The organism is Marinobacter sp., assembly GCF_044799475.1.
Lineage (GTDB): Bacteria > Pseudomonadota > Gammaproteobacteria > Pseudomonadales > Oleiphilaceae > Marinobacter.
This window is the reverse complement of record NZ_CP085217.1, coordinates 3,301,820-3,319,976: the sequence shown is the minus strand read 5'-3', so window position 1 is coordinate 3,319,976 and position 18,157 is coordinate 3,301,820. Positions and strand designations below refer to the sequence as shown.

Genomic DNA, 18,157 nt, shown 5'->3' with positions numbered 1-18,157 from the left:
CTTTCAGGCAACAGCGGCTGGTTATGCATTATTCGTAGTGGCTCCAGAGCCTGAGAACTTTCACCACGCGCTCGTCCTCGAGCACTTGGTAGATCAGACGATGCTGAATATTGATGCGGCGTGAATAGCCCCCCAAGGTCACCAATGAGATTCTTAAACGGAGGCGGCTTGCGGTATGGATCTTCCGCTATCAGCGTTAACGGTTCCCGGGCGTCGGGTTTGAGCGCGAAAAACAGATCTGTCCCGGATTTCCCTACACCGCTTTGCAACGTGGAAGCCTCATCCAACTGCACCGACGTACCTTATGACGTCACTGTTAGCGGTGACGCTCTGACGCTTATCGATTCAGAAACCACCGGCTTTACCCGTAGGCTTTGATCCAGCGACCCTGCACGGCCATGGCGCCCCCTGGGGCGGCTGCCTTTTTCTTTTGGACGTCCCTTTTGTGTTCTCAATAAGCGGAAAATAACCTGTCCCCAATTTACGGTCAGGAAAATAAGTCTATCCCGGATTTCCCGGTACCGAAGGAGGGTACAGCAGCCTGCTAGCAGGCCTGGTGTCAGTAGAGCAAAAATCGCACGTTTGATTCCGGATGATTAGTCGGGGTGGAATCCAGCGTAACAGCATGCTGGTGGTTGGTTTCTGGCGTTGCCTGAATGGTAAGTCCGGATTGGAAATAGATCTGTTCCAGTTTCATATACATGGATTCAATCTACTTGAATACCGGATTTTTAGCTGCCAGGGTTGATGGAGATCGGCGGTTTTCGGGATGTATTCAGGATGATCGAATGGTGAACCAGGGGGCTGGTGCTCATTCATCAAGTTGCTGTCTCCAGACTTGGCGCAAGGAGAGCTCTATGGCGTTGAACCAGGAAAACTGGCCGGCTTTGGCCTCTAACCTTCACCTGAGGTGCCCGGCATGAGCCGCCGAAGTGTCAGGCTGCATCTCAGCGCCCTCGCGAAACCCGAGATCGGACTGCGCCGGGCCGCGGAGGTCGCAGGGGTCAACCCGGTCGGCTCCGCGCGCGGCATCCTCTCTCGATATCGATCCTCGGCGGTGTTCTGGCGAGGGTTTCGCCACACTTGGGGCTACAACCACCGGGTCAACCGTTTCGCGAGCTTCGTCCGCGATCTGCGCCGCTCCGACGGAGACGCGGGGGAGGCGGTCGTTGGACATGGTGCGGCCTCGGGCAGCGGCCCCGACACCCTCGATTTCGAAGACTACTGCACGCGGCTGACTGCGACCGGAGTGTTCTTTCAAAGCGAGAACTTCCAGTATCGGATCACGACGTTGCGCGGTGTAACCTCAAGGCGGGCCGTGCGCCTTGAGGTCAAGCTTGAGGGCCCGATGCGCTTTTGCGACACCTTCGCTGTCGTTCTTGGCGGGTACGATCTGTGCTCCCTGGAAGACTCGGAAAAGCTCGTCGACTTCCGCTTTCGGGTTCTCGAACCTCAGCGGGAGCAAGACGTACTCTCACTGACCCTCGACGTGGAGTTTACGGGGCATTGTCGTTCGCTGGAATGTGAGGATCATGTCGACGTGGTGTATGACGCCGACTTCCACTTCCTCATTGTCGGCGGCACGCCAGATACCCTGAATGTTGTTGCCTCGACGCAAAGCGGGCAGGACGGCTGGGCGGAGACGTCCTACGACTGGGACACTGACCACGAAGTCCGGCGAGAGAAAGAAGGGCAGGCGAACGTTCGTTTCGAGGACGTGTGGCCAGCCGACACGGGCGTCAGCGTGATCGCATTCAACGCTCTGGAGACCAGGCTCGACAAGGAGGCGCACATGCTCGAATGGACCACCGCCATCCGCGAGCTTCGCCCACAGGGGACGGCAGTCGAGGGTGATCTGACCCTTTTCTTCAAGAACTGGACCGCGGGCATGCAGGGAGAACACCGGCCTGAATCGTTGTTTGCCTTCCGCGCCGGCGGTTCTGCCACGCTGAGCGCTGGCACGACGCTTCTCCAGTTCCGGGCAGCCGAACACCACAAGAAATTCTCGCACGCCGGTCGCATCCAGTGGCGCCCCGCGCAGCATGGTAGCCCCTGCGGCGACGACGCGGAAAGGCTGACCAGATTCACAGTGCCCTGAACCACAGCGAACAGACATGGCGACACAAGGAGCGCAGCAATGAAGACCGATATCGTTCTCGAAGATCAGGTTGTCCGCGTGACGGATGGAGACCTCCTCCTGGAGAGTGGCGATCTGCGCATCGAAAACGGAAGCTTCCATCTCGAAAATGGCGGACTGCAAGCCGACTACGTGCACTGCGAAGTGGAGGGAGTCGACGGAAATGACGTGCGGCTTGATCCATCTGCCCTGCGCTTCGCCAGCGACGAGGAGGATGGGACTCGGCTAACGTCGGCCGGGTTGCTATCACTCCGGGACGTCGATGGACGAGAAGCCGTTCGGCTCTCCAGCGAGGAAGCTAAGGTCGAGATAGGCACCGACGGCAAGTCCGGGTCGATCCGGGCTGGCTATATCGGCATGCAGATCTACAGGGAAGGCGGCGCCGGATCCGACGAGCCGTGGAACATCGAAGACGAGGTCGACGACGACGGCGTCTCTGGCCGGGTCGGCGAGGAAGATTTCACCCTGGGCGACGGAAACGGTCGAACCGGGCGTGGTGGCGGCGGATTTGATGCGGGCGATGGGGGTCGCCGCGGGGGAGTCGGTAGCGGAGGTTCCCCGGGTGATGAGCGGGACGGCTCGACGGTGCGATCGCGTGCTCGGCATGCCTTTGTCGCGGATGATAAGGGTGTGCGTGTCGCGCAGAAAGTCGACCAATACGCCTATGACGTGACAGCGAGCATCGACGTCGACGGGACAGTAACGGCGAAGGATCTCCGGCTCGAGTCGATCGACAGCCTCGTGCGAACCATCGCGGATCTGCAGGCCAGAATCAGGGCGCTGGAGGGAGGTTGAAATGGCCGTGACTGACATCATCCGTCCGGCCGTGTCGGGAGACCGGCAGCGGGGGACATCCCAGTGAGCGATCCCCAGATTACGCTGCAGCGCGCGGTCGCCTTTGGGGACTCCGTCGTCTGGGGGCAAGGGCTCCAGCACGCGGACAAGTTCACCACACTGATTGCGAGACGGACCGGCGGGATTGATATGCCGCGGAACGCGATGCTGGCCCACTCCGGCGCCGTGCTCGAACAGGAGAACAATTCGGGCGCGCCGGACGTCGATCCCGCAGAAGACGCTCCCGTGTACGGTGAGATACCCCGTGGCCGGCCTTCCATCTTCCGACAGGTGGCGACCTTCGGCCTGCCGCTGCCGCTGAACCGGGTCGCCGATGAAAGGCTGCCGGATGTTACCTTTCCCGAGACTGAAATCGTCTTCGTGAACGGTGGTCTGAACGACATCGACGCCGGCGAGCTGGTTTCCGGCGATCTCGGCGGCCTGGCGCAAATCGAGCAACGCATACGCAGGCTTTACCGCGACCGTTTTCTTGACCTTCTTCGGTTAGTTCGCCAGCGTTTTCCTGCCGCTCGTATCTTCGTCTTTGGCTATCACTTCATCTTTTCACAGGACAGTTTGTCCCGTCTGATCGACACGGCGGAGGTGGTGATCGGTGAGGACTCCCAACTCGCCAGAACGGCGAGACGCGGCATCCGGCAGTGCAGCTGGTTTATGAGCCTCTCGGCCGCGGCGCTCCAGGCTGCCGTCGATGCCCTGAACGCTGACGAAGCCCAGTCCATGCGTGCCATCTTCGTTCCCAGCCTTCAGGGGCCGCAGCATGCGGGCTTCGCCGCGGACACGATGAGCTGGGGGCTACGGGAGTCCGGGGAAGCAGCGCCGGGCCGGCCCAGGCAGGTCGAAAACCTCCTTCTCTGGAACTTCTTCGAACTATCCGGACTCAGCAGCAATGACCAGGTGACGGCTTTGCGCGAGGCACATTGTGACGCCTACGCAGTCGACGTACGCGGCGGGCTCGGCAAGGACATCGAGGCGGATGCGCAATGCCAGTTGGCGGCGCTATTTCATCCAGACGAGCGAGGCGCGCGACGGATCGCCGATATCGCGGAGCATGCCCACGCCGGCGTCTCAGCGCCACCAAGCCTTCGCGATGCCCTGGCGCCGGGCGAACGCTCGCTATTGCGGTTTTCCTCAAGGCTTGGCTTCGAGCCGCGTTTCTCTTACCGGTCGCTTTTCGCCACCGACCTCCTGGCCGCCATCAGGCTCGACGGGATCATAGATCAGGGAACCCACGGCGAATTTCCTTATCACCTGCTCTACATCGAGCTCGATGTCGCGGAACGCCCCGAACCGGTGAGGTACCCGCTGAACGACGGACTCCCATTCACTTCAGGTTTCGCGGACCGTGACGACTACGTTTTCCCCGGCGCCTATGGCGAGCGTTCAGGGGAGGGCGGCTTTTTCAGGGTGCGCGACATCCAGGAAGAGACCCCCTTCAACTTCTTCGCCTTTCCAACGGACGTCATCTCACTGTCGGACGTGCTCGAGATCCGCATCGGGGCCCACGGCGAGAATCTGGAGCGCGCGCTTCACCTGAAAGAGCTTGGGCTGGAGATTAACGGTCGTCGCATCCCTCTCTCAGACAAAGCACCGACGTTCCGGACTGGTGGCCTCGAAGTTATCGTTCGGATCTGAGGCCACCGGCTATCCCTCGCCGCGAGGAGATGGAATCCAAACAGAGCGAAAATAGATCTGTTCCGGATTTCTCCGTGGCATGGCGCCTCCCGAATGCCCACGCCCCGTTTCTCGCACTAGTTACAGCCCAATGAACAACTACCATCACTTTTTAGCCAAATTCCAATGCGACAGCCGGAAAACATATTACCGCTCATGACCATGCCACCGATTTGTAGTGCATTTCCATCCGTATTGATGACCTGAGGCATCGGGGAATCGGTGCTTTTTACGAAGAAGCCAGTAGGAGTGTATAGCTCTGCTTGAGCACGAAATGCATCTCCTTTTTCATGATATATTTCAAATAGTGTTTTTCCATCCATCTCGCAAACTGTCATATCCTTTGGGTTTCGCATTGCAATTCCCGCTTTCTTACCTGCCTCAGTCGGATACACTCTGGTGCCATTTACTTTGGCAAGATAGGTACCATCTTGGTGAAAAATTGGGATTTCAGTTGTGAATCCTAGTTGTTGCTCACGGACAATTGATATGAGCGGTGTCTCATCATACTGGAGGATGATAGGCACGTTGACGAAGTGATTGGTTGCAAGAGTAACTCTTGGTGCGGTTTGGTAAATAAGTTTGTTCATCATTATTCCTTTAAGTTTTATTGATTGATTATTATAAATAAGGTTGTTGTTCAGCGGCTGCCTCGGCAGAACTAGGCGGCGACAAGGTTGTCCGGCGGTGGGCCGTCTGGTTCATAACGAACCGCAAGCACTGGCCATGCTTTTCCTACAGTTGGACAAAAATCTGCCGCATAGCTGAATCAATTCGGCTGTATCCTTGACGAGGACCGCCAAAGCCGGTGTTAGTGCAACGTAGTCCAAGCATTTTGGACACTGTGAACAAATGCCATGGCTCATTTCTATGGGGGGAGGCGTGCCCACCTTGCGTTTGATACGCGCGAAGAGATTCCTTCCCAGTAGTTGTAATACCATACGTATGAGGCTCGACTACGCGAGAATGGCCATCGTAAGTAAAGGACAGGGTTTGTCGGTTGCGTATTGCATTCATAATTGCCTGATTCATTTCAACTCTTCCTTGTGACCATGACGCCTTTAGCTTGCACGGCTTTGGAATGGAGGCGAGGCAGCAATTGGAAAGAAGTCGCCGTGCCTGCGACTGTTAATTTCTTTTGACCGCACCCTCTAACTCCGCAGCGTGCTTTTGGATAACCCCGAATACCTGAGCGCTCACGTCTTTTTTATCTTGAAATCGCTTAACCTCAGATTTGACCGTTTCGTAATTAAAACTGAAGGTCGAGCTACTAACCCCATGGACCTTCAGGGTTATGTGAAAATGTTTTTCGTCCCAGGAAACGTCAACTTCTGGAAAATTCGTAAAGGTAAAATTGTTGACCCTGAGATCATGAAGCAATGCCGACGCGACAAAACCGCCTATTTCACAGCTACTGAACCCTGCGCTCGTAAAATACGTGCCCATGTTGCCTCTCCTTATCGAATAAATGGGAAAACTTAACGTCTTGTTCAACCAACGCTTTAGCGATCGGCTGCAGCGGCTTGTTGGACTTCGGACTGGTTAGCATAAATCAGCCTCGCAGTGTGTTTGCGCCATACGCCTGGGATAAGTGCTGGCTTACTTCGAAAGCGGCGGTGTGTGGAAAGGTTAACTTCTACGACGAAGTTGGAAGTGAAGTACAAACTCATTTTGCTGGTAAAAGCTTTGCGCTTCAGCGACCTTTCCTCGAAAGGCTCAAGTTTTATTGGCTCTTTGACCATGAAATCATGACATATGACATCGTAGCGCAAAACGTTCCACCACCTTTTTCGGATAAATGGCTTCTTCAGGAACCGTTTGATTATCGACGAGATCGGATAAACTCCCCGAGCGGAACAGCCAGTGACATACTGCGTCTCTCGGCTTTGATTAACAATAGATACGTTTAGCGTGTCTGCGCTTCCATCTTGGCTTGATATCGTGTAGCCAGGGCTAATTTGGATGGGACGATACAAATGTAGTAATTTTCGTGCTGCAAAAATCACAGCCGAGGCGGTGACGATAGCTCCTCCACCCCATGCAGAAAGCTCCAAGAGTATTCCCATATTTCCCTCAATAAGCCTAAGCGCAGATTAGTTGGTCGGGGTAAACGCATTCTGTTCTGTTCCGGCAGATATTCTTTATCCCCCAAAACAAAAAGGCCCGGAGATCTTCACCCCCAGGCCCCTCGTTTCACCGGTTCAGGCTCACCACCTCAACCACACTTACTATCCCCACAAGCCAGACAGGTAGCACACCCGTCCATCACAATCACCGACTTGGTGCTGCACTTGCCGCAGAGAGTGGCGTTGGGCGGGTAGTCGCCGGCGGACTCGTCGTTGACCGGCGTCTTGTTGGCTTCGAACTCGGCGCGTTTTTCGGCGAGGATGCGCCTGGTGACGTCGCTCATCTCTTCGCTTTCAATCAGGCCGATGGCCTTCAGGTGCTTCTCGATTACGGCGCCGATTTCAGCGACCAGTGAGGGCATGAACACGCCGCCTTTCTTGAAGTAGCCGCCGTTCGGGTCGTAAACGGAGCGCAGCTCTTCCACCAGGAAGGTGACGTCGCCGCCTTTGCGGAACACCGCGGAGATAACCCGGGTGAGGGCGATAACCCACTGGAAGTGTTCCATCGACTTGGAGTTGATGAATACTTCGTAGGGCTGCCGGCTCTCGTGGTCGGTGTCTTCGTTGAGCAGGATGTCGTTGATGGTGATGTACATCGCGTGCTCAGCCACCGGCGGTTTGATCTTGTAGGTGGTGCCCAGCAGGAAGTCCGGCCGCTCGATGTATTCGTTCATCTGCACCGGCGTGGAGACGGGTGCTGCGGCTACGGGCTGTTCGTTGCTGGTGTCGGCTTTTTTAACCCGGTAGCCGACGATTTTGTTGGTAATCTTGACTGTCATGATGCTTTTCCTGTGTCGGGGTCCGGATTAATACTTGCCGTATGTGCCTTCTTTGAGCGCGTCGAACAGGTTGGCGGCGTGGTGGATCTCGCCGTCGTACTCAACCTCTTCGTTGCCCTTGAGGGTGACTTTGCTGCCATCGTCCAGGGTGAATTCATACAGCGTGTTTTCCAGATCCTTGTCTTTGACCAGTACGCCCTGGAAGGCTTCCGGGTTGAAGCGGAAGGTGGTGCAGCCTTTCAGGCCCTTCTCGTAGGCGTACATGTAGATGTTCTTGAAGTCCGGGTACGCGAAGTCCTGGGGCACGTTGGCGGTCTTGGAGATGGAAGAATCCACCCAGATCTGCGCCGCGGCCTGAATGTCCACGTGCTGGTTCGGCGTCACGTCATCCGATGTGGTGAAGTAGTGGGGCAGACGCTTGTCCTCTTCCTCGGAGAAGGGCATGGCACCGCTGTTTACCAGGTGGCGGTAGGCCAGCAGCTCGAAAGAGAACACGTCGACCTTCTCTTTGGTCTTGCGGCCTTCGCGGATGATGTTCCGGGCATAGTGGTGCGAGAAGCTCGGCTCAATTCCGTTGCTGGCGTTGTTGGCCAGGGACAGGCTGATGGTGCCCGTCGGCGCGATGGAGGTGTGGTGGGTGAAACGCCCGCCTTTCTCCGCCAGGGTGGCTACCAGCTCCGGCTCCACTTCGGCGATACGCTGCATGTAGCGGCTGTATTTGGCGTGCAGTACCCGGCCTTTCACCCTGTCGCCTTCCTTGATGCCGTCCTTCTTCAGCTCGGGGCACTTGGTCAGCATCTTGGGGGTGACCACGAAGTCGTCGTTCATGATCGGAGCCGGGCCTTTTTCCTCGGCCAGGGTCAGGGACTGGCGCCAGCCTTCGACAGCCATTTCACGCACTACGTCTTCGGTGAAGGTAACGGACTCGGGTGAGCCGTAGGGCATGCGCAGCATGGCCAGAGTGGATCCCAGACCCAGAATGCCCATGCCGTGGCGACGCTTGTAGGTAATTTCATGGCGCTGCTCGGCCAGCGGCAGGCCGTTGATTTCCACCACGTTGTCCAGCATGCGGGTGAAGATGGCCACCACCTTGCGGTACTTCTCGTAGTTGAAGCTGGCCTTGTCGGTGAAGGGGTAGTCCACGAACATGGTCAGGTTCACCGAGCCCAGCAGGCAGCTGCCGTAAGGGGGCAGAGGCTGCTCGCCACACGGGTTGGTTGCGCGGATGTCTTCGCAGAACCAGTTGTTGTTCATCTGGTTGACCTTGTCGATCAGGATGAACCCTGGCTCAGCGTAGTCGTAGGTGGAGGTCATGATGGTGTCCCAGATGAACTGGGCTTTCAGGGTACGGTAGATGCGACAGGCAACCTTGCCTTCCTCGTTGACGATATAGCCGTCGAGAATCGGGAAGTTGCGATAAACGAACTGGCTGGAATCGTTCAGGTCCAGTTCCTCTTCCTCAACTTCCTTCCGGGTGACCGGGAAGGAAAGCTTCCAGTCGCCGTCATTCCTGACCGCTTCGATGAAGTCTTCGGTGATCAGCAGGGACAGGTTGAACTGGCGCAGGCGGCCATCTTCACGCTTGGCCTGGATGAAATCGATCACGTCCGGATGGTGTACATCGAATGTCGCCATCTGGGCACCGCGACGGCCACCGGCGGAAGACACGGTGAAACACATGCGGTCGAAAATATCCATGAAGGACAGGGGACCGGAGGTGGTCGCGCCGGCGCCGGCCACATAGGCACCGCGGGGGCGCAGGGTGGAGAATTCGTAGCCAATGCCGCAGCCTGCCTTGAGGGTGAGGCCGGCTTCGTGGTTCTTCTCGAGGATGTCGTTCATGGAATCGTGAACGCTGCCAGACACCGTGCAGTTGATGGTGGAGGTGGCAGGCTTGTGCATTTCAGCACCAGCGTTGGAAATGATGCGACCGGCAGGAATGGCGCCATGCTTGAGGGCCCACACGAAGTCCTTCATGTGCTTCGCGCGGTCAGCCTTGGCTTCCACCTGGGCCAGAGCCGTAGCTACCCGCTCGTAGGTGGCTTCGATACTTGCATCAACAGGCTCGCCCGTTTTGGTCTTGAGCTGGTATTTGCTGGTCCAGATATCAAGCGATGCATCCTGCATTGGGATTGTTGTTATGACTGCCTGCGCTTTTGCGTTCATTGCCATCCTCGGTTTCCTGATGTTGCTCTTGGCTGATGGGCCAGGTGGACGCCATCATACCCCGTTGAAAGATTGGTCTGTGTGCCGGTACTACTACATCTGGTGTTCCGGGCAGGGCGTTTAAAGGCTTTTGACCTTCGCCTCGACCGGCCTCCAGTGAGGCTGCGGGCTCCTTGGTACGGACCTTCCGCAGGAGCCGGGTGAGCGTTCGTCTTGTACGCCGGAACCCAACATGTTGGTTTATTTTCACGAAGTATAACAGGATATAGTGGTCTGTGAAGATAAGGGGAACTATCGTAGTTGGCCGGAACCGACCAGAAAATCAATTAATAGAGGGCTTGTAAATTGACAAAGCCCTGCCCGCCAGACTTAAAGCGAGCAAAAACAGGAGCCACAAGATGTAGTGGTTATAAAGGGCTAGCTCAGCAGCAGGCTGTCGTCGGTTATTTCCAGGCCACGCTGTTTTTCAAACAGGGAGAGGAGGTCCTTCACCTCCAGTCCCTCTCTTTGTTCTCCCGCGATGTCGTAGACAACCTTGCCCTGGTGGAGCATCACCGTGCGAGTGCCCACCTCCAGCGCCTGTTTCATGCTGTGGGTGACCATGAGGGCGGTCAGGCCGGTGTCGGTGACGATCTTTTTGGAGAGGTCGAGCACGAAGGCCGCGGTTCTGGGGTCCAGCGCGGCAGTGTGCTCGTCCAGCAGGAGGATGCTGGAGGGGGTGAGGCTGGCCATCAGCAGGCTGACCGCCTGGCGTTGGCCGCCGGACAGCAGGCCCATTTTGTCCGTGAGGCGGTCTTCCAGGCCGAGGTTCAGCGATGACAGGCTCGAACGGAACCGCTCAACATACCGCCTCTTGACTGCCGTGGTGAGTCCACGTCGCTGGCCGCGCTTTATCGCCAGGGAAAGGTTCTCTTCGATGGTCAGGCCTTCACAGGTGCCTGCCAGCGGATCCTGGAATACCCGGGCGACCCGGCTTGCACGTCTGTGGGTGGGCAGACGGCTGACATCCTCGCCATCCACCAGAATGCTGCCGCTGTCCACCAGCACTTCGCCGGCCAGGGCATTCAGAAAGGTGGATTTGCCTGCGCCATTGCTGCCAATGACGGTGACGAACTCGCCCTGGTTGACGGTGAGGCTCATGTCTCTCAGGGCAGGGTTCTCAAGGGGCGTGCCCTTGCCGAAGGTGAGTCTGAGGTTATTGGCGCTGATCATGTCAGGTCCTCACTGTCTGTTTCGGGTAAAGCGGGCCCGAATGGTTTGCCGGGCCCCTGGCAGTACTATGGCCAGGGTGACCAGAACGGCGGTAACCAGGTTCAGGTCCTGGGACTTGAGGCCAATGAAGTCGGCATTGAGGGCAAAGGCGATGGCCAGCCGGTAAAGGATGGCCCCGACGATGCAGGCGACCAGTGCCCGGAAGACGGACGAGGGAGTTATAACCGCTTCACCGCCGATCAGCGAAGCCAGACCAATTACGATTACCCCGACGCCCATGGTGACATCAGCGGCACCCTGGCTCTGGGCAAACAGGGCACCCGCCAGGCCCACCAGGCCGTTGGACAGGGCAACCCCCAGCACGATCATGGCGCCGGTGGCTATGCCCTGGGCCCGGGCCATCCGCGCGTTGGCGCCGGTGGCCCGCATGGCCAGCCCGGTTTCGGATTTCATGAAACGCCAGAGGAGCACCAGGGAAACAATGATCACGATGGTAAACATCAGCACCGGTACCTGGTGATAGTCCAGATCCAGGTTGTACCAGGGCGTGAGTACCGTTTGCTCGGAGAGCAGGGCGATGTTGGGGCGGCCCATGATCCGCAGGTTGACCGAGTAGAGGGCGATCATGGTGAGGATCGAGGCCAGCAGGTTGAGAATCTTAAGCTTCACGTTCAGCAGCGCCGTCACCGAGCCTGCCGCCATGCCCGCCAGAACCGCGGCACCGGTGGCCAGCCAGGGGTTGATTCCCTCGATGATCATGACGGCCGCCACCGCAGCCCCCAGGGGGAAGCTGCCGTCCACGGTAAGGTCGGGAAAATCCAGTACCCGGAACGAGATATAGATGCCGAAAGCGACCAGGCCGTATATCAGACCGGTTTCGAGAGCGCCGAAAAAGGCTATTTCACTAAGCATAGATGATGACTACAGGCTGGGGGTAAGCCGGGGCCGGCCGGATGACTGGCCCCATGGAGCATTAGCGGGTTTCGCGGAGCACTTCGTCTGCTTCTTCAATGACGGCGTTGGGAATGGTGATCCCCATCCGGTCGGCAGCTGCGATATTTACCGCGAGGGAGAGCTTCTCAACGGTTTCAACGGGAATATCGGCGGGCGCTTCGCCCCGGAGAATCTTTGCCACCACGGCGCCAGTCTGACGGCCCACGTCGTAGTAGTCGAAGCCCAGAGCGGCAACAGCTCCCCGGGATACAGTCGCGGTGTCAGCCGCAAATACCGGGATACTGGCGCGCTCACCCACGGAGATGACCGCTTCCACGGCGCTGATGACGGTGTTGTCGGTAGTCAGATAGATGGCGTCTACCTTGCCCACCAGGGAGCGGGCGGCCCCCAGCACTTCCGAGGTTTTGGTCGCTGCGGCCTTGACCAGTTCCATGTCCCGGTCAGCCAGGCGGGTTTCCAGCTGATCCACCAGGGCGACGGCGTTGGCCTCTCCCGGGTTATAGACAGTCCCGATGCGCTTTGCCTCGGGCACTATCCGGAGCATCATGTTGATATGGTCTTCCAGGGGCAGCATGTCGGTGACGCCGGTGATATTGGCGCCGGGCCTGTCCAGACTCTCCACCAGTCTCGCGGCTACCGGGTCAGTCACCGCGGAGAAAACCACCGGAATCTCCCGGGCGGCGGCGGCTACTGTCTGGGCCGAGGGGGTAGCGATGGCCACTATGACATCGGGACTCTCGCCGACGAATTTACGGGCGATCTGGGAGGCAATGGCAGAATTGCCCTGGGCGCTTTCGAAAAGGACAGTCAGATTCTCGCCCTCTTTATAACCCTGCTCCGCCAGTTCATCTTTTACACCCTGATGCACCGCATCCAAGGCAGGGTGCTCGACAATCTGGGTGATCGCGACCACCTTTTTGTCATCCGCCTGAAGCCCAGTGAGGCTCAGTGCCATCAGTACCAGTGCACCCAGAATGCTGCGAATCATTGGGCAATCCCCCGTCAGGTATTGTTTGGTCAAGCGGGGGAGTTTACCACATGGTGGCGGATATCACAGAGCTGCCGGCCTCCTGCCGGACTCCGACCTCGCTAGCTCCGCCTCGGTTTTCAGGCCAAACACCTTGCGCATAAACGAGGCTGCCGGACAAAATCCGGTGAAAGACTGCTGAAACAGGTTGGCGCCCACAAAGACTGTCAGCCAGACAAAACCGGGATGTACCCAGTAAGTCAGAGCGACAGACAGCAGGATCATAAAGCCGGCAAAAGCAGTGACTGCACGCTCAAGGCTCATAGCGGTTTCCTTGTCAGGTGTATCAGAAGTGTTGGTATGAAGATGTGTCGGCGTCCGTCAGAGGCTCCGGAAATGCCTTGCAGGAACGGTTTTACGGCACATCTCCATTAGGAGATTCTAAATTAGACCTTTTTAATGTCAGGATCAAGAGGCCTTTGATCCACTTCCTGGCAGGTGTCTTTTAGCTAAATTAGGGTCTTCTAAAATAGAATATCCTAAAACAGAGCCACCTAAATTAGAGGAGTTGACAACTTCCTGCGTTCTGAAGTCTAGTTACAGATCGAATTTTGAGTGTAGAGCCAAACCATGAATGCCAGTATTTCAGGCCTTGAAGAGTTGCAGGACCATAGCCGCGATGCCGCCAGCCTTCTCAAACAGATGAGCAATGAGCATCGCCTGATGATCCTGTGCGCTCTGGGCGCCCGCGAGATGTCGGTTGGGGATCTGAACGGGTATATCCCCCTCAGCCAATCGGCGCTGTCCCAGCATCTTGCCAATTTGCGCCGGGCCGACCTGGTGGCGACCCGCAAGGAATCCCAGACGGTGTATTACCGTTTGAAAGGTGAAAAAGCCGCGCGGATCATCCGGGTTCTGCAGTCCATATATTGCCCCGACTTACTGGCCGCCTCTCGCGATTCGTGATCCGTCTTGTGGCCGCCGGGTGTCCGGGCGTCCAGTCCGCACATTGCGAAGGGCGGCGGACCTGGGGCTTTCCTGATCAGCCAGACCCGCCCCCACCGCTCAGTGATGTGCCGTTTTCCGGGGCCAAGAGCCAAAAAAACCTGCCCAGGGCCGTGATCCACCCGGAATAGTTGTGGTTGCGTCACACTTTGATGGCTTTGTGTATGGTGAAATAATGCTCGCGATTCCGATGACTCCTGGAGCTCTGACGCAAACCCTCAAAAATCCCTATAATTCAAAAAAAAACAGCAACAAGGAAAGTCCATGGAAGCACAAAACAAACTCCCGCTAGAACTGGTGTACCACTGGGAAACTGCCCGAGCGGAATCCATTTACATGACCCAGCCGATGGGCGACGGGAAAGTGGTCGATTACACCTGGCGCCGGGCCGTCGGCGAGGCCCGCAGGATGGCGGCTTACCTCAAATCTCTCAATCTTCCGGAACAGAGCCGTATCGGCATCATTTCCAAAAACTGCGCCCACTGGATCATGTCGGACTGGGCAATCTGGATGGCCGGCCACGTCTCCGTGCCGCTTTATCCTACGCTGAACGCAGATACTGTCGGCTACATCCTCGATCACAGCGGCTGTGAAGTCCTGTTCGTGGGCAAGCTGGACGACTGGGACAGCATGAAATCCGGCGTGCCTGAGTCGGTGCACTGCATTTCCTATCCTCTGAGCCCGCCCAACGATTTCAAGGACTGGGACGAAATTGTCGCAAGATTCCCGCCGCTGGAAGAGAATGTCAGCCGTGACCGGGAAGAACTGGCGACCATTGTCTACACCTCCGGCAGCACCGGACGCCCCAAGGGCGTGATGCTCAGCTTTGATAACCTGGCCGCAGCGGCGGCGGGCGGCACCGATGCCCTGGACGTCACCAGCAACGAGCGCATGCTGTCCTACCTGCCACTGTCCCACGTTTTTGAGCGATTTGTGGTAGAGCTGGGCTCCATGCACAAGGGCTTTCATCTCTATTTCGCGGAGTCCCTGGATACGTTCGTTGAGGACCTCAAACGCGCCCAGCCCACGCTCTTTCTCGCGGTGCCACGGATCTGGGTCAAGTTCCAGCACGGTGTCTTCAGCAAGCTGCCCAGGAAGAAACTTGAAAAGCTCCTGAAGGTCCCTCTGCTTAACCGGGTCATCAAAAAGAAGGTTCTGACCAATCTTGGTCTGCAGCACGTCAAGTTTGCCGGCAGTGGCTCTGCGCCTTTGGCTCATGACATTCTGGAATGGTATCGCGGTCTCGGCCTGGAACTGCTGGAAGGTTACGGCATGTCCGAAAACTTCGCCTATTCCCACATGACCAAGCCAGGGCGCGCCAGAACCGGCTATGTCGGTGAACCTCTGCCGGGCGTGGACACCAGAATCGGCGATCACGGCGAGGTGCTGGTGAAAAGCCCCGCTACCATGATGGGATATTACCGGGACGACGAGAAAACCCGGGAGACCTTCACCGAAGACGGTTATCTCAAGACCGGTGACAAAGGCGAGATTGATGAGCTGGGCCGCCTCAAGCTGACCGGCCGCCTCAAGGAGATCTTCAAGACCAGCAAAGGCAAGTATGTTGCGCCGGCGCCGATCGAGAACAAGCTTATGAGCCACCCGGACATTGAAATGGTCTGTGTGTCTGGAGAAAACTACACGCAGCCGCACTGTCTGGTGATGCTCTCCGAAGACTCCCACGGCAAGCTGGCGGATCAATCCTACCGTTCCGAACTGGAGCACAGCTTCGCCTCGCTGCTGAAGGACGTCAATAAAACCCTTGATCCTCATGAGCGGCTGAAGTTCATGGCAGTGGTAAAGGATGAATGGACTATCGAAAACGACTTCCTCACCCCGACCATGAAGCTCAAGCGCAATGTTGTAGAGGACGCCTACAAGCCCGCGCTCGACAACTGGTACGCCAAGCCGGACCAGGTTATCTGGCAGTGATGTCCTGAGAGCCATCTCCGTTTGAAAGACCTCCTCAGTTTTTCTTTGGGGGTCTTTTTTTGCATCAGCCGCCATAAGTCGAATTGGAAAGTCGCTCCCGGGGCCCCAGAATACCAGTGCTGACATGGGAGGAACGATGACTCAGCTCGCCCGCTTTCAGAATCGCCTTAACGAAATGATTCCCCTGACCCGGGCGCTGTCTGTCCGGCTTGAAGCCTATGATGGCCAGTCACTGCTTGTGAGCGCGCCGCTGGAACCCAATCACAATCACCAGAACACGGTTTTTGGTGGCAGTAGCTACGGGGTTGCCGTGGTTGCAGCCTGGGGGCTGGTGGAGCTCCTGTTACAGGACGCGGGCCTTATGGGTGTGGTAGTCATTCAGTCCGGAGAAATCGAGTACCCGAACGCAATCGAGCGGGATTTTTTTGCAGTCTGTGCCATCCCGGATCCGGAAGCAGTCATGCGATTCCACAGAAGCCTGGCCCGCCATGGCAGGGCGCGCCTTTCCCTGGAGACCCGTGTTTACCCGGGGACGCCCACCTTGACGCCGAACGCGGAACCGGGAGCTGTCTTCAAGGGGCGTTTTGTGGCACGAGACGTACGAACCGATCCCGCCTCCCTGCTGTGAGCCTTTTCAGGCCAGCTGGGAGCCCCGGCTGCTGCTGATGGAGCGGCTCATGAGGATGATCGGAACGATCCCCGCAAGCACGATAACCAGCGCCGGCAGGGCGCTTCGGCTAAGCATCTCATCCGAAGCGAACTGGTAAACATAGGTCGCCAGGGTATCGAAATTGAAAGGCCGGAGAATGAGCGTTGCCGGCAACTCCTTCATACAGTCCACAAATACTACCAGCGCCGCCGTCAAAAGCGTCCCCTTGAGCACCGGAAGATGCACCCGCAGCAGGGTGCCTCCCGGCGACTGTCCAAGCGAACGGGAAGCCATATCCATGCTGGGAGTGACTTTTTGCAGTGCGCTCTCGATGCTGCCGGCGGAAACCGCCAGAAAGCGGACCGTATAGGCAAAAACCAGGGCAAAAGCCGTTCCGCTGAGCAGCAGGCCGGTATTCCATCCAAACCACTGTACCATCCAGCGGTCCACCCAGTTGTCAAACGCGGCAAGAGGAATAATCACGCCTACGGCGAGAACAGCGCCCGGCATCGCATAGCCCAGACTGGATAGGCGCATCAGGACTCGCATCCCCGGGGTGTCATGCAGGCGCCGACTGTACGCAAGGGTCAGGCCTACGACCAGGGTGGTGAATGCGGCAATACCGGAGAGAAACAGGCTGTTCAGTGCATTGCGGATGAATACGATGTTCCAGCTCTGTTCAAAATACTCTATGGCATAGAGTCCAAGCACCAGGGCGGGTATGGCAAAGCCAAAAATAACGGGCATTACGCAGGCGATAAAACAGATTGCCTGCCGTGGGCCTGAAAGGCGGAAGCGGTGGATCGGCTGCCGGCTGTCACGGCCGGCATACTGCTGCTGGCGCCGCCGTGAATAGCGCTCAAGGGTGACCAGAATCAGCACAAAAGAAAGCATCACCGTGGCGATCTGGGCGGCGCCTCCCAGGTTTCCCAGGTTCATCCAGGTATCGAAAAGGCCTGCGGTCAGAGTCTGGACCGCAAAGAAATCGACGGTACCGAAATCGTTGAGGGTTTCCATCAGCACCAGGGACAGGCCGACTGCTATGGCGGGTCGTGCAATGGGGAGAACGACCCGGAAAAAGGTGCCGAGGGCCGAATGGCCAAGGCTGCGGCTCACGGCGAACAGCGACGGCGACTGTTCCAGAAATGCCGCCCGGGACAGCAGATAGACATAGGGGTATAGCACCAGTCCGATCATCAGGGTGGCACCGCCCAGGGTCCGTATTTCGGGAAACCAGTAGTCTCTTGCACTTGTCCATCCGAACCAGTCCCTCAGCGCAATCTGGATGGGACCGGCGTAATCAAGCAGGTCGGTGTAGACATAGGCGATGACATAGGCGGGTACCGCGAAGGGAAGCAGCAGCGCCCACTCGAATATCCTGCGGCCGGGAAACTCGCACATGGTGACCGCCCAGGCGGTGGAAATACCAATAGTCAGTGTGAGAAAGGCAACCCCGAGCATCAGACGCAGGGTGTTATCTATATAACGGGGCAGGGTGGTGCTGAAAAGGTGTGGCCAAATGTTTTCGTCCGGGAAAAAGGCCAGCAGAATGACGGCAAGGACAGGAAGCGCAACGATACAGGTTGTGATCAGCGCTGAAATCAGCCAGCGCGGAGAGGTTCGACGAGCCAGCAATGGCTGATGGAGCCGGTACTCGGTGCTGTCGGCGGCCTGAGTCATACGAATCCTGCGGAGAGTTGGAGC

16 protein-coding genes and 1 pseudogene are annotated in these 18,157 nt (G+C 57.5%); 6 read left to right on the top strand and 11 right to left on the bottom strand.

What is annotated here, in order from left to right; translation table 11 throughout:
* Positions 1 to 28: 28 nt before the first annotated feature.
* Positions 29 to 224, bottom strand: a pseudogene (locus tag LG327_RS15305) (Txe/YoeB family addiction module toxin); the annotation flags it as partial.
* 695 nt (positions 225 to 919) lie between these two features.
* Here LG327_RS15305 and LG327_RS15300 point away from each other — a divergent pair.
* The 3 genes from LG327_RS15300 to LG327_RS15290 all read left to right on the top strand — a co-directional run bounded on the left by LG327_RS15300 (position 920) and on the right by LG327_RS15290 (position 4,624).
* Positions 920 to 2,098: a hypothetical protein gene (locus LG327_RS15300; protein ID WP_404363193.1), complete on the top strand. Its 1,179-nt coding sequence runs from the start codon at positions 920 to 922 to the stop codon at positions 2,096 to 2,098.
* A gap of 39 nt (positions 2,099 to 2,137) precedes the next feature.
* Entirely contained in the window at positions 2,138 to 2,932 is a 795-nt protein-coding gene (locus LG327_RS15295; protein ID WP_404363192.1) for a hypothetical protein, read from the top strand.
* Between the two features lie 63 nt (positions 2,933 to 2,995).
* Positions 2,996 to 4,624 (top strand): hypothetical protein, encoded by a 1,629-nt coding sequence (locus LG327_RS15290; RefSeq protein ID WP_404363191.1) that lies wholly within the window; start codon positions 2,996 to 2,998, stop codon positions 4,622 to 4,624.
* 116 nt (positions 4,625 to 4,740) lie between these two features.
* On the opposite strand, the gene LG327_RS15285 is transcribed toward LG327_RS15290, so the two are convergent.
* The 9 genes from LG327_RS15285 to LG327_RS15245 all read right to left on the bottom strand — a co-directional run bounded on the left by LG327_RS15285 (position 4,741) and on the right by LG327_RS15245 (position 13,191).
* Positions 4,741 to 5,253 carry a hypothetical protein gene (locus LG327_RS15285; RefSeq protein WP_404363190.1) on the bottom strand — a complete coding sequence of 171 codons (513 nt, stop codon included), beginning with the start codon at positions 5,251 to 5,253 and terminating at the stop codon, positions 4,741 to 4,743.
* Between the two features lie 538 nt (positions 5,254 to 5,791).
* A complete protein-coding gene (locus LG327_RS15280) occupies positions 5,792 to 6,109 on the bottom strand; it encodes a hypothetical protein (protein ID WP_404363189.1) in 318 nt (105 codons plus the stop codon).
* A gap of 56 nt (positions 6,110 to 6,165) precedes the next feature.
* Positions 6,166 to 6,729 carry a hypothetical protein gene (locus LG327_RS15275; protein ID WP_404363188.1) on the bottom strand — a complete coding sequence of 188 codons (564 nt, stop codon included), beginning with the start codon at positions 6,727 to 6,729 and terminating at the stop codon, positions 6,166 to 6,168.
* A gap of 149 nt (positions 6,730 to 6,878) precedes the next feature.
* Positions 6,879 to 7,568, bottom strand: a complete 690-nt coding sequence (locus tag LG327_RS15270; RefSeq protein ID WP_404363187.1) for an NrdJb — start codon at positions 7,566 to 7,568, stop codon at positions 6,879 to 6,881.
* A 27-nt stretch (positions 7,569 to 7,595) separates the two neighbouring features.
* On the bottom strand, positions 7,596 to 9,734 hold the full coding sequence (locus LG327_RS15265; RefSeq protein ID WP_404369464.1) for an adenosylcobalamin-dependent ribonucleoside-diphosphate reductase: 2,139 nt from the start codon (positions 9,732 to 9,734) through the stop codon (positions 7,596 to 7,598).
* Positions 9,735 to 10,151: 417 nt separating this feature from the next.
* Positions 10,152 to 10,946 carry an ABC transporter ATP-binding protein gene (locus LG327_RS15260; protein WP_404363186.1) on the bottom strand — a complete coding sequence of 265 codons (795 nt, stop codon included), beginning with the start codon at positions 10,944 to 10,946 and terminating at the stop codon, positions 10,152 to 10,154.
* Positions 10,947 to 10,955: 9 nt separating this feature from the next.
* Positions 10,956 to 11,858 carry an ABC transporter permease gene (locus LG327_RS15255; RefSeq protein ID WP_404363185.1) on the bottom strand — a complete coding sequence of 301 codons (903 nt, stop codon included), beginning with the start codon at positions 11,856 to 11,858 and terminating at the stop codon, positions 10,956 to 10,958.
* Between the two features lie 61 nt (positions 11,859 to 11,919).
* Positions 11,920 to 12,888, bottom strand: a complete 969-nt coding sequence (locus LG327_RS15250; protein ID WP_404363184.1) for an ABC transporter substrate-binding protein — start codon at positions 12,886 to 12,888, stop codon at positions 11,920 to 11,922.
* A gap of 63 nt (positions 12,889 to 12,951) precedes the next feature.
* Positions 12,952 to 13,191 (bottom strand): DUF2892 domain-containing protein, encoded by a 240-nt coding sequence (locus LG327_RS15245; RefSeq protein ID WP_404363183.1) that lies wholly within the window; start codon positions 13,189 to 13,191, stop codon positions 12,952 to 12,954.
* A gap of 306 nt (positions 13,192 to 13,497) precedes the next feature.
* Here LG327_RS15245 and LG327_RS15240 point away from each other — a divergent pair, with 306 nt between their 5' ends.
* The 3 genes from LG327_RS15240 to LG327_RS15230 all read left to right on the top strand — a co-directional run bounded on the left by LG327_RS15240 (position 13,498) and on the right by LG327_RS15230 (position 16,432).
* Positions 13,498 to 13,833 (top strand): ArsR/SmtB family transcription factor, encoded by a 336-nt coding sequence (locus LG327_RS15240; protein ID WP_404363182.1) that lies wholly within the window; start codon positions 13,498 to 13,500, stop codon positions 13,831 to 13,833.
* Between the two features lie 303 nt (positions 13,834 to 14,136).
* Positions 14,137 to 15,804 (top strand): AMP-binding protein, encoded by a 1,668-nt coding sequence (locus LG327_RS15235; RefSeq protein ID WP_404363180.1) that lies wholly within the window; start codon positions 14,137 to 14,139, stop codon positions 15,802 to 15,804.
* 136 nt (positions 15,805 to 15,940) lie between these two features.
* Positions 15,941 to 16,432 carry a YiiD C-terminal domain-containing protein gene (locus LG327_RS15230; protein ID WP_404363179.1) on the top strand — a complete coding sequence of 164 codons (492 nt, stop codon included), beginning with the start codon at positions 15,941 to 15,943 and terminating at the stop codon, positions 16,430 to 16,432.
* Positions 16,433 to 16,438: 6 nt separating this feature from the next.
* Here the strand turns inward: LG327_RS15230 and LG327_RS15225 are convergent, their stop codons facing one another.
* The gene (locus LG327_RS15225; protein WP_404363177.1) at positions 16,439 to 18,133 is read right to left on the bottom strand and encodes an ABC transporter permease; all 1,695 of its coding nucleotides are present in this window, start codon (positions 18,131 to 18,133) and stop codon (positions 16,439 to 16,441) included.
* Between the last annotated feature and the right edge of the window lie 24 nt (positions 18,134 to 18,157).

Excerpts from the sequence above, each read along its gene's own strand:
- LG327_RS15300 (WP_404363193.1), top strand. The coding sequence starts at position 920 with ATGAGCCGCCGAAGTGTCAGGCTGCATCTCAGCGCCCTCGCGAAACCC.
- LG327_RS15295 (WP_404363192.1), top strand. The coding sequence starts at position 2,138 with ATGAAGACCGATATCGTTCTCGAAGATCAGGTTGTCCGCGTGACGGAT.
- LG327_RS15285 (WP_404363190.1), bottom strand. The coding sequence starts at position 5,253 with ATGAACAAACTTATTTACCAAACCGCACCAAGAGTTACTCTTGCAACC.
- LG327_RS15280 (WP_404363189.1), bottom strand. The coding sequence starts at position 6,109 with ATGGGCACGTATTTTACGAGCGCAGGGTTCAGTAGCTGTGAAATAGGC.
- LG327_RS15275 (WP_404363188.1), bottom strand. The coding sequence starts at position 6,729 with ATGGGAATACTCTTGGAGCTTTCTGCATGGGGTGGAGGAGCTATCGTC.
- LG327_RS15270 (WP_404363187.1), bottom strand. The coding sequence starts at position 7,568 with ATGACAGTCAAGATTACCAACAAAATCGTCGGCTACCGGGTTAAAAAA.
- LG327_RS15265 (WP_404369464.1), bottom strand. The coding sequence starts at position 9,734 with ATGAACGCAAAAGCGCAGGCAGTCATAACAACAATCCCAATGCAGGAT.
- LG327_RS15260 (WP_404363186.1), bottom strand. The coding sequence starts at position 10,946 with ATGATCAGCGCCAATAACCTCAGACTCACCTTCGGCAAGGGCACGCCC.
- LG327_RS15255 (WP_404363185.1), bottom strand. The coding sequence starts at position 11,858 with ATGCTTAGTGAAATAGCCTTTTTCGGCGCTCTCGAAACCGGTCTGATA.
- LG327_RS15250 (WP_404363184.1), bottom strand. The coding sequence starts at position 12,888 with ATGATTCGCAGCATTCTGGGTGCACTGGTACTGATGGCACTGAGCCTC.
- LG327_RS15245 (WP_404363183.1), bottom strand. The coding sequence starts at position 13,191 with ATGAGCCTTGAGCGTGCAGTCACTGCTTTTGCCGGCTTTATGATCCTG.
- LG327_RS15240 (WP_404363182.1), top strand. The coding sequence starts at position 13,498 with ATGAATGCCAGTATTTCAGGCCTTGAAGAGTTGCAGGACCATAGCCGC.
- LG327_RS15235 (WP_404363180.1), top strand. The coding sequence starts at position 14,137 with ATGGAAGCACAAAACAAACTCCCGCTAGAACTGGTGTACCACTGGGAA.
- LG327_RS15230 (WP_404363179.1), top strand. The coding sequence starts at position 15,941 with ATGACTCAGCTCGCCCGCTTTCAGAATCGCCTTAACGAAATGATTCCC.
- LG327_RS15225 (WP_404363177.1), bottom strand. The coding sequence starts at position 18,133 with ATGACTCAGGCCGCCGACAGCACCGAGTACCGGCTCCATCAGCCATTG.